The 12,638-nt window shown below is 68.3% G+C and carries 10 protein-coding genes; 5 read left to right on the top strand and 5 right to left on the bottom strand.

Features of this window, described 5'->3' with window-relative positions; translation table 11 throughout:
* Positions 1–380 precede the first annotated feature (380 nt).
* On the bottom strand, positions 381–2,015 hold the full coding sequence (locus ACPYOM_RS16625) for a PucR family transcriptional regulator (RefSeq protein WP_481346810.1): 1,635 nt from the start codon (positions 2,013–2,015) through the stop codon (positions 381–383).
* 427 nt (positions 2,016–2,442) lie between these two features.
* On the opposite strand from ACPYOM_RS16625, the gene ACPYOM_RS16620 reads away from it, so the two are divergent.
* Together ACPYOM_RS16620 and ACPYOM_RS16615 are read left to right on the top strand one after the other, a co-directional pair.
* Positions 2,443–3,684: an NAD(P)/FAD-dependent oxidoreductase gene (locus tag ACPYOM_RS16620; protein ID WP_481346809.1), complete on the top strand. Its 1,242-nt coding sequence runs from the start codon at positions 2,443–2,445 to the stop codon at positions 3,682–3,684.
* Between the two features lie 231 nt (positions 3,685–3,915).
* The gene (locus tag ACPYOM_RS16615) at positions 3,916–4,278 is read left to right on the top strand and encodes a response regulator (RefSeq protein WP_481346808.1); all 363 of its coding nucleotides are present in this window, start codon (positions 3,916–3,918) and stop codon (positions 4,276–4,278) included.
* Positions 4,279–4,599: 321 nt separating this feature from the next.
* Here the strand turns inward: ACPYOM_RS16615 and ACPYOM_RS16610 are convergent, their stop codons facing one another.
* From ACPYOM_RS16610 to ACPYOM_RS16600, 3 genes are read right to left on the bottom strand one after another with little or no spacing between them, the layout of a single operon-like run.
* A complete protein-coding gene (locus ACPYOM_RS16610) occupies positions 4,600–5,592 on the bottom strand; it encodes an ABC transporter substrate-binding protein (RefSeq protein WP_481346807.1) in 993 nt (330 codons plus the stop codon).
* The gene (locus tag ACPYOM_RS16605) at positions 5,589–6,389 is read right to left on the bottom strand and encodes an ABC transporter ATP-binding protein (protein ID WP_481346806.1); all 801 of its coding nucleotides are present in this window, start codon (positions 6,387–6,389) and stop codon (positions 5,589–5,591) included. Before ACPYOM_RS16605 ends, ACPYOM_RS16610 begins: the two co-directional genes overlap by 4 nt.
* An 11-nt stretch (positions 6,390–6,400) precedes the next feature.
* Positions 6,401–7,261 carry an ABC transporter permease gene (locus ACPYOM_RS16600; RefSeq protein WP_481346805.1) on the bottom strand — a complete coding sequence of 287 codons (861 nt, stop codon included), beginning with the start codon at positions 7,259–7,261 and terminating at the stop codon, positions 6,401–6,403.
* A gap of 275 nt (positions 7,262–7,536) precedes the next feature.
* On the opposite strand from ACPYOM_RS16600, the gene ACPYOM_RS16595 reads away from it, so the two are divergent.
* A complete protein-coding gene (locus tag ACPYOM_RS16595) occupies positions 7,537–7,866 on the top strand; it encodes a hypothetical protein (protein WP_481346804.1) in 330 nt (109 codons plus the stop codon).
* A 184-nt stretch (positions 7,867–8,050) separates the two neighbouring features.
* Positions 8,051–10,846: an AAA family ATPase gene (locus ACPYOM_RS16590; protein ID WP_481346811.1), complete on the top strand. Its 2,796-nt coding sequence runs from the start codon at positions 8,051–8,053 to the stop codon at positions 10,844–10,846.
* A 364-nt stretch (positions 10,847–11,210) separates the two neighbouring features.
* Here the strand turns inward: ACPYOM_RS16590 and ACPYOM_RS16585 are convergent, their stop codons facing one another.
* Complete coding sequence (locus tag ACPYOM_RS16585; RefSeq protein WP_481346803.1) at positions 11,211–11,927, bottom strand: helix-turn-helix transcriptional regulator; 717 nt, start codon at positions 11,925–11,927, stop codon at positions 11,211–11,213.
* Positions 11,928–12,153: 226 nt separating this feature from the next.
* Here ACPYOM_RS16585 and ACPYOM_RS16580 point away from each other — a divergent pair.
* Positions 12,154–12,638, top strand: a 485-nt coding sequence (locus tag ACPYOM_RS16580) for a DNA N-6-adenine-methyltransferase (RefSeq protein ID WP_481346802.1), incomplete at its 3' end; no start/stop codon positions are given.

Below are 12,638 nucleotides of genomic sequence, written 5' to 3'. Positions count from 1 at the left end.
CCACGAGAGGTTCGGCGGCCGTGGTCGTCGTGTTCCCGGTCGGCCCTCCGCAGGCAGCCGTGAACAGTCCGAGCACCGCGAGGGCGGGAATCATGCGCACTGCTCTCATCACTTCTCCTGATCGCAGGTTTGAGGTAGCGCGCAGTCCAGCACCTGCGTGCGCCGGCACATTCGTCGCTTTGCCCAACGCTCGGGGCAGGCGCTCGTCGCGACGAACATCCGCGAACCACATACCGGCCCGACCGCGCGCCACAAGCGGCACCGTCGGGGTCAGAGGCGTCCACAGGCAGCGCGTCATCGCGCGCGGCACGCGGCAGCAACCACCCGGTTGCCCACGCCACAACGGGCTGTCGCGCCGTCAGTCACTCCGCCGGACGCGGCTACTGCAACGGCAGACGGAACTGCAGCATGGCGGCGAACCGCGCGTCGGCATCCTTCAAGTCGATACCCGAGACCTCGACCAACCGCCTCAGGCGATAGCGGAACGTGTTGGGATGCACGAAAGCCTTCGCGGCCGCGTCCGCCACGTCTCCGAAGCAGTCCAGCCAGCATCGCAAGGTGTGCACGAGCTCGCTGTTGTACTGCGCGTCATAGGCAGCGAGCTTCGCGATGGGTCCGGCAAGCACGTCACCGCGGGCGGCCGCGATGTCGCCGAGCTCAAGAAGCAGTGCCTCGCCCAGGACGTCGGAGATCGTCGCCACCTGCCCGCCACGGCCCCGGTTGGTCAAGACACGCAAGGCCCGGTCAGCCCCCATGCGGGAGCGCCCCAGCTGGCTTGGGTCGGTTGCAACAGGGCCAATGCCGATGACCGCGGGCAGCTTGCTGCCGGTGCGGGTCAGAAAGTCAGCGGCGATCGAGGTCACCTTGTCCATCGCGGCATCGACCGCGCCAGTGACCGGCAGCAGCCCGTATGCGACATCGCCGAGCTGGCCGACCGCTGACCCGGGAGCAATGGCCGACATGTGAAGCGCCAACGCATCGGCGACCTTCTGCCGTGATGCCATGGCGATCGACGGGTTCCCCGGCTCGTCATGAGACGTGAGAACGCCGAGCGCGACAACAACCAAGGTGCGCCGCAGGAGCCCAAGCCTGCTCAGGACCTCCGGTCCCGTCGGGCCACCGTCCATCGCCGTCGCGATGAGGTCGGCGACGATCCGGCGTTCGATGTCAGCACCCGCGCGCACCCGAAGCAGATGCAGCGAGGCAACCTTCGCGGCCTCGCTCAGAGCGGCCGTCCGTTCCTGGTCCAACGGTTCCTGCACCACTGCCCAGATGGATCCCAGTACCTCATCACCGGCGCGGATCGCGACCGCGACGCGCGGTATGAAGATCTCCTCGGAACCGATCTGTTCCGGGCGCAGGAGCACCGGTGCCCTGCTGGCGTACACCTCCTCGAGCGCCCCGGTGCGCGCAAGCGCATCAGCGAACCTCTGCGGCACCTGCCTGCCCAGAATCGTCTCGATGCGCGAATCGTCGGCATCCTTCTGCTGACCTGAGAACGCCAGAACGTTCAGGCTCCGGTCCTCGATCGTGATCGGAGCATCGACAAGGGCGGCTATCGCGTTGGCCAAGCTGAACAGGTCACCCGAAGGCAGCCCGCCGATGGTGGCGTGCCTGCTCGAGGGCTCGGTCGGGTTCAGCAGCGTCCGCAGCATCGCGGCCAAACGACTCCAGGACGCTCCCGGGGTCAAGCTGAGCAGCACCACGCCGGCCTGCCGCGCCACCCGGTCGGTGGTCGGCGTCGTCGGAACCGGCGCGCGCACGATCACAGCGGCCGCACCAAGGTCCCCCAGCTCGCGCAGGAGCTCGTGCAAGTCCTGGGCATGGCGCACCCCGATCCCGAAGACGACGGCCCGCGGCGGAAGCTCGGCGCCGCTGCGGTCGTAGACCTCAACTCCCCCAATGTCATCGGCGTCAGCCACCCGACCGGCCACAAGATCGAGGAAGGTGTCACCTAGTGCATGCAGGACCCGGGCAAGGCTCACCCGTGGCCCGCCGCTCACCGACTCCGCCATGGCACGAATCTAGGGACCAGGATGCAACCCCTTTGGTGCGGGGGGATGAAAGAGTCCGCCCCCGTTCGTCAGTTCCACCAAGGCGGCGCGTGCAGTTCTTGCTGGACCGACCATCGGCGTGGGCCGTTGACGTCCTCCTGCTCGCGGGCGCGACCGGGCCGCTCACCCCACTTTGACCAGAGCTGCAACCGCCGGGGTGGTGGTGAGCCATGCGGCCGGCGCATGCTTGTCATTCGTCCACATTTCCCGCTCGGGCTTCGTCAGAACTGACGAGTTCGCCGCCGGGGGCGGCTGCTGTACTGCCGGCGAAGGTGCGGTGCAGCCGCACCCGCGCGACAGGAAAGGCTCCAGCGAGGGCCGGCACGCGTGCCAGTGCTCTTGCCGCCCAGTGTCACCAACCCGCGAGCCCAGCGACAAAGGACGGAAGATGGCAACGAGAGACGTGGTGGTGGTGGGGGCCGGCATGGTCGGCTTGGCCACGGCCTGGCACCTTCAACAGGCAGGAGCGCGCGTTCGTGTGCTCGACGCGGTCGACGTCGCCGGTGGGTCCTCGCGCGGCAACGCCGGCTGGGTCTCGCCCTCCCTGACCGGTCCGCTGAACCAGCCGACGCTGCTCGCGGCTGGTGTCCGAGCGGCGCTCAGCCCGGGATCGCCCGTCTACATTCCGCCTGCTGCCAGCCCCCGCTTGGTGCGATTCCTGGCCCAGTTCGTGCGCAACAGCACACCGGCGAAGTTCGATGCGGCCCTGCGCCTCTTCATCGAGGCGAACCGGCACTCAGTCGCCGCCTTCGAGCAGATGATCGCCGGCGGCGTCGAGGCGCAGCTGCACCAGGCAGACCCCCTGCTCGTGGCGTTCTCCGACGAGCACACGCCCGACCATCTGCTCGAAGAGCTGGGCCAGATACGACAGCTCGGGGGTGTCGCTGAGTACCGACGGGTCAACGCGGCGGAGGCCCACGCAGCCGAGCCCGCCTTGGGACCCGGCGTCACCTCAGCGTTGATGCTGCACGGGCAGCGTTTCATCGACCCGCTCAGTTTCGTGCAGGCGTTGGCCGCTGCCCTCATCAGCGCAGGCGGCAGCATCACACCCGCTGTTGAGGTCGTTCACGTATCAGGCTCGGCCAACGGGGTCACGCTGCGCTGTTCGAACGGTGAGGCGGTCAGCGCGGATGCCGTCGTCCTGGCCACCGGCGCCTCCCTGGGCCGGCTGGCGCGCCCGCACGGGGTCCGCACCATCGTGCAGCCAGGACGCGGGTACAGCTTCTCGGTGCGCCCGGCGACGCTGCCGAAAGGTCCGATCTATCTGCCCGCGCAGCGAGTCGCCTGCACGCCGATCGGCGACCACTTGCGCGTAGCGGGAATGATGGAGTTCAGGAACGCGCACGCGCCACTGGACGTCCGTCGCATCCGGGCCATCGTCGAGGCGGCACGCCCGATGCTCGTGCAGACCGACTGGGATGACCGGGCACAGCAGTGGGTGGGTTCGCGCCCATGCACGCCCGACGGATTGCCGCTCGTTGGCCCGACCAAGACGCCGAACGTGTACGTGGCCGGAGGCCACGGGATGTGGGGCATCGCACTGGGACCCCTTACCGGGCAACTGTTGTCGCGCACCGTGATGACCGGTGACAGCACGCCGCTGCTGTCTGCCTTCGACCCCCTCCGGTGACCGGGAGGTCCCGGAAGCATGACTGGCTCGATACGGAGATGACCTCGGCCTCAAGGTTATTGGCACGTCTGTGCGTGTGATGGCCATGCCCGTGGGTCGGCGGGCCGACATTGCGGTTCCCGGTGCCAGCGGCGCGGCCCAACGTTGAGCCCTTGGGGGGCACGAATCTGCGCGCTGAGGACGGCGGCGCCAGCGTTTCGGGGACGATGTGCCGCCGTCGTTGGAGGCCTCATGGCACGCATACTCGTGATCGGCGACGATGAAGACCTGGCCGAGCTGTTCGGCCGCTGGTTGACTGGCCAAGGCCATGACGTCGAGGTGGTCCACGGTTGGTCGCAGCGGTCTAGTCTGGGCGACCGCGGCACGTTTGACCTCGTGGTGTTCGACTGCCAGGAGACTGACCAGTGGGCGGCCGTCCCGGTCGCCAGCATCGCTGCCGAACCGCATCTTGGCCACGTACGCATGGTCGTGTCGGTCAACGAGCTGGTGCAGTGGCACGCGTCCGGCGCCCGGCATGACGGTCACATCGTCCGGCTGGAAAAGCCGTACCCCCTCCGGAGGCTGTCCGCGGTCGTCAACCAGCTGTTGGAGTGAGGCGGGGGAATGTCAGATCGCGTCAGCGAGGCCGCGTCGCTCGAGCTGCGCATAGGTCACGCCGCTGGTGCTTGGCCGCCTTGGGCGCCCGACCACAACCTGCAGTGCCGAAAGCTGCGCTACGTCACGCGGCGGGCGTTGGCGCGCATCACCCTGATCTGATCGACGCCTGCCGTCGCGACGAGCGTCGTCAAAGTGAGGATCGAAAGCTGCCATACCCCCACCTTTTGAGAAGTGAGGTAATGGCGGCCAGGTGAGCCTTCGCTCCAGCCACATCGCGCAATCCTGCAGCCGGCTGGGCCGTCGTGACATACCGGTGGACTATCGGGCTCCGAAAAGGCCCCCGTCAAAGCGCTGGTCGAACTCCTGCATCACGTTCAAAGGATGCTTCAGCAGGCCGATGCGCGCGAACGTATCGGCCTGCGTCTGCTGGCTGGCGATAGCCGCGGCGTCGATGGGGACCAGCGTCGTGCTCGCGCGGTGCACGGCCTGAAGTGCAGCGTCGGCTGGGAGCTGGTTCGTCGACGCGTAGACCGTCGCCCACTGTTTCGGGTGCTGCTGCGCCCAGCTCAAAGCAGCCTTGACCCGCTTCAGCAGGTCAGCCACCGCCCTGACGCGGTCCGGTTCCTCCAGGACGTCGTGGGTGGCGACCAGCACATTCGACCCCGACAGCAGCCCGACACCGTCGACCAGCACGCGCGCGTCACGATCCGTCAGGGCCTTTGCCAGCAGCGGGTCGACCAGGACCACTGCGTCGACATCTCGTCTGCGAAGGGCCTGGACGGCTTCGGGGCCCTGCAGAGGGACCTGGCTCAAGTCGTGCAAAGAGAGACCGGCGCGCTCGAGGGCGCGGACCAGAAGGTACTGCGTCACCGTCCCCGGGACCACCGCCACCTTCTTCCCGGCAAGGTCCTTCACCGACGTGATGCCAGAGTTTCGGTCCACCAGCAGGGCCACGTTCTGGGCGCCCTGCGGCGCGCGGGTCAACCCGACGATCTTCACATCGACCCCAGCTGCTTGGGCAAAGATCGCAGGTGTGTCAGCCATGTAGGCCACGTCCACGGCCCCCGCGTTCTGGGCGGCGATGGCGTCCGGCCCGATGGCGAAGTTGCTCCACTGGAGCGTGTAGGTCAGGCCGCGCAGCTGGCCTGCTGCCAAGAGCAGCGGCTCCAGGTTGGAGCGCAGCTGACCGACGCGCAGGGTCGCTTGGGTCCCAGGCTGCCTCGCGGGCGCAGGTGCAGCGGCATTCGAGCATCCGGCCGCTGCCGCCAGAACCACGACGAGCACGGCTAACCGGGCCTTCCAGGTTTTCATGACATGTCTTTCGTGAGGTCGACGGGCGCAGGCCTTGCAGGCCAACCGCCGCGCCGCTGCACCGTCTCGGACGCGTGGGTATGCCGGCCACTCATGAGGCTCCCGCTGGGCGCTTCGAGGAACAGCCAATCCAGCAGCTGGCTGCGCATGCGGGCCAGGGCCTCCTGCGTGGCGCTCGGTCGGACCACCACCTCGTGCAGGATCGTCCCTTCGGTCAGGACCGCCACCCGGTCGCCCAACGCCAGGGCCTCATCCAGGTCGTGAGTCACCAGCAAGGCTGAGGCCCCTCGGCGCCGTATGACCCGGTGCAGCAGGGCTTGCATCTCCGCGCGCGTGAATGCATCCAGGGCGCTGAAGGGCTCATCCAGCAGCACAATTCCCGGGTTCCTCAACAGGGTCCGCGCCAGCGCCGCCCGCTGAGCCTCACCTGTTGACAGCTCCCGTGGCCAAGCGTCGGCGCGCCCAGCCAAGCCGACCTCGCCGAGAGCCTCTTCGACCCGTGCGGCGCCCAGGTGGCCAACGCCGAGGGCAACGTTGGCTCCGACACGCATCCACGGCACGAGCCGGGCGTCCTGGAACATGAGCCCCACCGGGGCCGACGCATCAACCTGCCCAGTGAAGTCAGCATCCAGCCCGGCAAGGATGCGCAGCAGCACCGTCTTGCCGGCGCCGCTGCGCCCGAGCAGGCAGATGAACTCCTCGGGACCCACCTGCAGGCTCGCACCCCTGAGCACACTGCGGTTGCCGAAGGACCGCTGCAGATCCCTTCCGGCCAGTACCGACTCGACCTGGTTCACCTACCGGCCCTTCAGCGTTGCGGGAACGGCCGGCGCCATCGAAGGAGCCGACCTTCCATGGCGCGGACAGCGAGGTCGCACAGCCACCCAAGGCAGGCGTAGGCGATCAGGCAGGCGATGATGACATCCGTCTGGTAGAACAACCTCGCCTGAGATGTCAGATAACCCAGTCCGCTCGTGGCGTTGACCTGCTCGGCGACGATGAGAACGATCCACGCAACGGTTACGGAGTAGCGCAGCCCAACGAGAAAGCCAGGCATGCATCCTGGGACAACGATGCGAAGCACCGTTTCGGACCGCCGGAGTTTCAATGAGCGAGCCAAGTCCTCGTATCCGGCGTCAATGCTGCGAATCGCGCCCAGCACATTGATGTAGATGGGAAATGCGGACGCCCACGCGATAAGGGACACTTTCATGGTCTCCCCTATTCCGAACCAGATAACGAACAGGGGCACCAGGGCCACCGCGGGCATGGTTCTCAACATTTGTACGGGCGAGTCGATCATGTACTCACCGATGCGAGACAGCCCGACCAGCATGGCAAGCGTGGTCCCGACCGTTACCCCGATGAGCAGGCCTGCGCCAACTCGCACCGCGGACACCAGCACGGCATCGGGCAGCTCGCCCGTTCTGGACATCTGACCCGCGACATCCAGCACCGATGCCGGCGATGGCATCTGCTGCGGGCGGACCCACCCGGCTGCACACACCAGTGCCCACAGCCCCAGCAGACACGCCACACCCAGCATGCGCCGACCGGTGTGGGCAAGAAAGCCACGGCTGCGCCTGCTGTTGGCAGATGTCGCCGCGCCATCAAGCCTCAGGCCGCCGTCGCGACGGGTTGCTCGCTGCCTTGCATGATCGATGCCCACAGGCCCTCCTTGCACACCTTTCGGCGACCGAAGGAGGTTGGCGTACGACCTTTGGAGGAGCTGTCCGCCGAAGGAGATCCACCTCGACCCGAGGTAGGTCTCCAACGTTAGAGGCCGCCTTGGCGCGCTGCAACGAAGCGTGCACGACATCGTCGGGGCCAGCCGGAGAAACTGCTGGATTGGCTCGAAATGGCCCCTGCGTGGCCCGAGAACCGCTCCGGCTGCCGCCCGCACGGCGGGAAGGTTGGGTGCACCGCGGTCGAATGGAGGCCATCGTGGACGTCGTTGTTGAGCTGGTGTGCGTCTCGTGCGGAGGCAGCGCCGAGATTGCGGCGACCGAGCTCCTGGTGCAGATGGAGTCGGACTCGGACTCCTCCGCCGTACTCGTCTTCGACTGTCCCTGTTGTGGCGATATAGGCGTCGTGGAGATCTGTCTGTGCACCGTTGCGGCGCTGCTGCTCGCCGGGGCATCCCCCGTCCACGGGCTCACCGGGGTGAGCTCCGGGAGCGGACCCAGCCCGCGCGATGTCCCCTTCACCGCCCAGGACCTGCGAACGTGGCGCAAGGTCCTGCGCGACCTGGACTCGGTAGCACCTTGGGAGTAGGTCGCGGCAGCAGCCCTGGAAGTTCGGGATCGCCCGCCCAGGACAGGTCCTGGTCAGTTCAGGCCCCCCGGAGCGCACGCTTGCCCGTCCCTACCGGAGGGTGCCAACCTTGTCCGACCCGCCGGAGTTGGCGCCGACGGCCCACGCAGTCCAAGGTCATCCCGCTCGTGAAGGGCACGTTCAGATGGTTGCGCCAGCACAGGGCCGCGGAAGTCAGCTCGAACAGCTCCGCGCACTCCTACAGCGCCTGGAGCTCGGCCTCGGGCAAGTGGCCCTCGTCCTCGGGGAAGCCGGGCTCGGCAAGACGCGAACGTTGGACCACGTCGCAGCAGCTGCGGTGCGCAAGAGCGCGCACGTGGTACGGATCAACGCCGACGAGCTGGACTCCCTCGCACCCTTGAGCATGTTGCTGCGTGGCCTGAGCGACCCGAGCAACCAGCTCAATGCCACCTTTCTCAACCAGCACGCCAGCTCCACCTCGGGAATGTGGGTAGTTCGAGACATCCAGTCGCTTCTGGAAGCGGTCTCCTCCCACCAGCCTTTGGTCATCGCAATCGACGACATCGACCGCGCCGACGACATGAGCGTCCATGCAGTGCGCCGGCTCATCACCGCCCTGGACTCCAGCCCGATCGTCTGGTTGCTCACCGCGCGCAGCACCCAGTCGCCGCGCCTGGCCGAGCTGCGCAGCACCATCGTGGCAACCGAAGGCCTCGTGGTTCCCCTTGCACCCTTGAGCGACTCGGAGACGACCGAGCTCATCACGAAAATGCTCGGGGGCCGAATTCCCCCACCGCTGCTGCAGCAGAGAGCCAAAGGAGCGGGAGGCAACCCCTTCCTGCTCCACGAGCTGGTTTCAGGCTACGTGGCCTCCCAGCCAGAGGATGAGCAGCTGTCGACAGATCTCGAGCTGCCCGAACGGATACGGGAAGCAGCCCGCGCCCGGCTCGCACCGCTGGACATCCAGACGACACAGGTCCTCGACGTCGCAGCCGTCATCGGGCGCGCCTTCTCGATCGATGAGGTCATCGGTGCGACCGGGCAGCCCCTTGCCCAGGTTCTCGCCGCCATTCGGACCCTGCAGCAGCTCAGCGTCATCCTGGACAGCGGCGACCACTTCCTGTTCCGGCACGAGCTGTTGCGCGAGTCCGTCTTGGCCGACCTGCCCACGGACGTCAGCCGCGCCCTCCACCGAGAGGTCGCCACCCTGCTGCTCAGGCGTGGCCGGCCGCCAGCCGACCTGGCAAAACACCTCCTGGCCGGAGTCGGCCCCGACGACGTCGCGATGGCTCCGGCCCTGATCGAAGCGAGCCAGCGACTGGCTCGCTCAGCACCTGCGCAGGCCCAGGACCTGACAGAGCGGGCCCTGCAGATCACCTCCCAGGATCATGACCGCTGGATGGCACTCGCGCCGCAGGCCATTGCCATCCATGTCGGGCTGGCCAACCTGCACCGCGCATCGGCGCTGCTGAGCACCGCCGTTGACCGGGGGCTCCCGCTGGACGCCGAGGCCGCGGCCCGGGCGCTGCTGTACGAGGCCATGTGGCGTGCAGGACGAACTGACGACGCTGCCGAGGCGTTGGCGCCCGTGCTGGGCCGTGCCGAGCTTTCGACCGCCAGCCGGCTTCGAATCGAAGTGGTGCGTGCCCGCACCCAGGTCCTGGCTGGTGCCCCGGCCGACGTCGTCGACCGGCTCGCCCACGTGGTCACGCAGGCGCGGGAGCTCGACGAACGAGAAACCGTCAGCTACGCCCTGGCGGCCCGGTCCATGGGCCTGCGATTCGTCGGACAGCTCGACGCATCGATCGACGTGGCGCGCGATGCCGTCACCTATCTGGCCGGTCGCAGCTGGAGCGGGGTCGACCCCCGAGTATGGCTGGCCCGCAGCCTGATGGCCGCCGACCAGCTGGACGAGGCCGAGGCACTATGCGCGCGAGCGGTCCACGACGCCAGCGGCGACGCCGGTTCCAGAGACCTCCCCCTCATCAGCGCAACACTGGCACGCCTGCTCATGGCGCGCGGCCGGCTGGAGGACGTCATGACGGAGGTCCAAAGCGGAATAGACGCCATGGAAGCATACGGCGGCCGACAGCTGGCCGCCGAGCTGTTCGGGTGCGCCGCTGTCGCGACCTGGCTGCGCGAAGGGACGCAGCCGGCCATGGACCTGCTGAAGAAAGCTGCGCCGTTCACGGCGAGCAACGCGTACGGGATGAACCACCTCGCGATGGCGGAAGCGATCATCGGCGCAGGTGATGCCAAGCTGACTTCTCGGCGCGTTCACTCCCTGATGAAGCAGCTTGAAGGCTCCTACGGGCAGCTGGTGTTCGACCCCCAGCACGCTCCCGCGCTGATCCGGCGCCTGCTCACCGATGGGATGCGTTCGCATGCAGACCGGATTCTGGAGGCGGCCACCCGGCTGGCCGAGCAGAACCCGAGCGTTGCGTCATGGGCGGGATCCGCCTCTCACTCAGCGGGTCTGGTTCGGCAAGACGCTGAGGAGATCCTGCGCGGGAGTGCCCAATTCGCCGACGCCCGCCGACCTCTGGCTGCCGCGTGGGCGAAAGCTGACGCCGCTCGCGTCCTTGCCCGTCACGGCAGTCCGGACGCACACCAGTTGGCTGACCAAGCCGGCCAGCGGCTGCGCGAGCTGGGCGCCTTCGCGGCCGCAGAGCAGCTGGTCACAGAAACATCATCGACCGGGGGCCGGCCGCGCAAACCACTGGCCCCACGGCCGGCCACCGGGTGGGACGCTTTGACGCCGGCGGAGCTACGAGTCGTCAGGTTCGCCGCCGACGGGGCAACGAACAAGGAGATCGCGAACGCCCTGTGGATCTCGCCGTACACCGTGGACACCCACATGCGCCACATCCTGGCGAAGCTCGGCGTGCGTTCCCGGGTGGCATTGGCGCGGCTGGCAGCGCAGCGCGAAACCGAAAACCCCGCCGAGACGCAGTCCTCGGCCACTGAAGGACCTGCCTGAGTACGGGCGGCGCTCTCGCAGCCCGCAGGAAGCCGGTCCCGAGGCAGACGGGTTCACGACTGCGACTCTCAGTTCGGCCAGCAGCGCCTCGATCTGGCGCCCGGTCAGACCGGTCTCGCTGTCGCCCAGCACAACCGCGCACCCTTGCAGCACCTCAGCCAGTCACGGCCGGTACCCGTCCTCCGCCACGTCCACATCCTTGCTGTTCTGCCCGGCACAGTTCTGACGGCCGCCACGGCACCTGGCAACAGTCATCCGGGGGCCGCTCAGCTCGCCGGGCGCAGGAACATCGCCAACGGCCCCGATGCCGCTGCAATCCGCCGTCCGCTCAAGCACCGTGCCTCCCGAGCCGCGACTCTGGCGGCTAGGACCATGGCGCGTCTGCGGCAACCACTTCGAGTCGGGTCTCCAGGTGCGCACACAAGGGTGCAAGGGTGCGGACGCTGACGAAGCGGAAGGCCTCGAGGTGATACAGCTCCGTCACGGTGTTGTGTCGCACCCCTACCGCACGTGCCACTGCCCTTCTGGAGAGCCCCGCGGCCCACATCCGCTCCTGCAGCTGCCCCATGGCCTCGATCTGCCAGGGGATGGCGGGCGGGTAGCCGGCGCGAAGCCAGGACGCGACCCTGACGCCGGCATGGTCGCCGCGTTCCTTGGCGGCGCCGCTGACCGGGGAGCCAGCCACTTGCACGCGGCAGCCCAGCGCACTGGCGACGATCGCCACCGTCTCGAAGCTCGGCCACGCGCTGCCCTGCTCGAGCCCGGTCAGCACCGACAATCCCAGCCCGGTCTGCGCGCTCAGCGACCGAAGGGTCAGGCCCCGGGAGACCCGAGCCCGCACCAGCTGTGAGGCGAGCTCGCGGTAGCCGGCGACGCTGCGGCGCTCGAGGTCGTTGACGTAGCTGTCGTCCGGGCGGGCCGCCAACGTCCACCGCCATCGCCCGTCCGGGCCGCGGCGACCGCGCGGCGCAGGCCAGCTCGCCGGTGCTTCAAGCGGCGGGGCGCTCGGGATGCGGCGGCCGTTCTCGTCCGTGGGCGCGAACAGCCAGCTCAGCGTGCGCTCCCAGTCCTGCTCGGCCACGCGGTCTCCCCCGTCGTCGTCGACCCGACTTGTATCGGCGTACCGATCCAACCACGCCGGGCACTGTCATCAGCGGTTCAGCCGCAGCTTCACCGGAATCTCACCGGCAGCCGCTGAACCCGCGGCCAGCAGCACCCGCTGCCCAACGGACGCCTCGCCGAGCTGACCCACCCGCACCGGGTGCCCGACTCGGCGGTTCCCACCCGAACCCTCGAGGCAGCCGCTCATGTCCGCGACCACATCCAACCCCGCCATCGCCAAGGTGATGTTCTCCTCGGCCTCCGACGACTGGGCCACCCCCCAGGCGTTCTACGACGCGCTTGATGCCGAGTTCGGCTTCGTCCTCGACGCGTGCTCGAGCACGACCAACCACAAGGCCCCGCACTTCTTCGCCCTCGACCACCCCGACCTTGACCGCCGCGACGGACTCGCCGGCGACTGGGCCGCCGACGCCCGCACCCACCAGGGGGCGGTCTGGCTCAACCCCGTCTACGGACGCACCATCGGCGACTGGATGGCCAAGGCAGCCGACACCGCCCGCGCCGGCGCGACCGTCGTGTGCCTGGTGCCGGCACGCACGGACACCCGATGGTTCCACGACCACGTCCTGGCTGAAGGGGCCGAGGTCCGCTACGTCCGCGGCCGGCTGAAGTTCGGCAGCGCCACCACCGGCGCCCCGTTCGCCAGCCTGGTCATCATCTACCGCGGCCA

This window comes from Monashia sp. HAY1-2A, from assembly GCF_056755315.1.
This window is presented reverse-complemented; position numbering and strand designations above follow the sequence as displayed.

What these genes read in the sequence shown, in the direction of transcription:
- ACPYOM_RS16625 (WP_481346810.1), bottom strand. Translation starts at nt 2,015, where the DNA reads ATGGCGGAGTCGGTGAGCGGCGGGCCACGGGTGAGCCTTGCCCGGGTC.
- ACPYOM_RS16620 (WP_481346809.1), top strand. Translation starts at nt 2,443, where the DNA reads ATGGCAACGAGAGACGTGGTGGTGGTGGGGGCCGGCATGGTCGGCTTG.
- ACPYOM_RS16615 (WP_481346808.1), top strand. Translation starts at nt 3,916, where the DNA reads ATGGCACGCATACTCGTGATCGGCGACGATGAAGACCTGGCCGAGCTG.
- ACPYOM_RS16610 (WP_481346807.1), bottom strand. Translation starts at nt 5,592, where the DNA reads ATGAAAACCTGGAAGGCCCGGTTAGCCGTGCTCGTCGTGGTTCTGGCG.
- ACPYOM_RS16590 (WP_481346811.1), top strand. Translation starts at nt 8,051, where the DNA reads ATGGTTGCGCCAGCACAGGGCCGCGGAAGTCAGCTCGAACAGCTCCGC.